The sequence below is a fragment of the Acidisoma silvae genome (assembly GCF_020618775.1).
In the GTDB taxonomy this organism is placed as follows: domain Bacteria; phylum Pseudomonadota; class Alphaproteobacteria; order Acetobacterales; family Acetobacteraceae; genus Acidisoma; species Acidisoma silvae.
In genome coordinates, this window is record NZ_JAESVB010000069.1 from 1 (window position 1) to 1,034 (window position 1,034).

Annotated in this window: 1 protein-coding gene; it reads right to left on the reverse strand. The window is 62.6% G+C overall.

All coding sequences use genetic code 11. The features are described from left to right. A partial coding sequence (locus tag ASILVAE211_RS25830; RefSeq protein ID WP_227324214.1) for a TniB family NTP-binding protein occupies window positions 1–883 on the reverse strand: 883 nt, incomplete at its 3' end. Window positions 884–1,034 lie beyond the last annotated feature (151 nt).

Sequence of the window (1,034 nt, forward strand, 5' to 3'; positions counted from 1 at the left end):
GACGATGCTCCATGGAGAGCAGCGGAGCGCGCGTCGGCAGCATCTCGAAGCTTTCCAGCGTAATGCGTTCGGTGCCTCGCCGGATCGCATCGACGGCCAGACGCTCGAGTAGCCTCACAATGCGGACCGTGATGCCCTCGGAAAGCTTGAGGAGAGTCGATCGCACCTGTTCCTGGTCCAGTTCCGATGGCTGCCTGAGCGGCAGGATTGCGCCGAAGCTCGCCAGCAGGCGTCGGAAGGCCATGGTGTTCGTCCACCGCGGCAGTTCAACAGACTCAAACCGATCGGCCAAACCGTTGTCAGTCATGAGCGCGCGCCTCGCTTCCGGCGTGCCCGCACACACGAGTGGCATCTCAAGGTCGTTCGCCAGCAGGCGGATGACGTTGAGGAACACGCGCTGCTGACGCTCGCCACCAACGAGCAGCGCATGAATCTCATCAATTATCAGGATGCGAGCACCGATGATCTTCAACGCGTCTCGAGCCGTCCGCCGTGCCCGGACCCGACTGACTTCGCCGACAAGTGGAAAGCCCAGAGCACCCAGTAATTCCTCATAGAACGAAACTTCGACCGGCTCCGGCGGCAGCTGCATCATCACAACCGGGCTTCGCGCTAAGCCGAGATGCGAATCGACGACCGTGGGGTGCTCGCGGCAGAACTTCCTGAGGATCATAGTCTTGCCCATTCCTGTCCGGCCGTGGACTAGTAGGCAGGGCATGCGGCTGCGCTGCGGGTAGGCAAGGAGATCAGTCATGGTATCCAGCGCCTGTTCGGCTGCCGGATGGCTGATCCAGCGTTCAGCCCGGATCCACAGGACGCGCTCATCATCCGGCAAGGCCGCGACATCGCGATACGCAACATCAAGATGCTCGCACGCGGTCACGACCATTCCTCGACTGCAAAGGGAAGAACAGGACCGACATCATCCTCGCGCGGTACCGGTTGACCCCGCCGCTTTGCATTGACTGCGGTATTACCGGGCCCGAGCAGCGCACGCCGGGTCCGCTCCTGCTCCCGCCGCGCGCCCGTCTTCT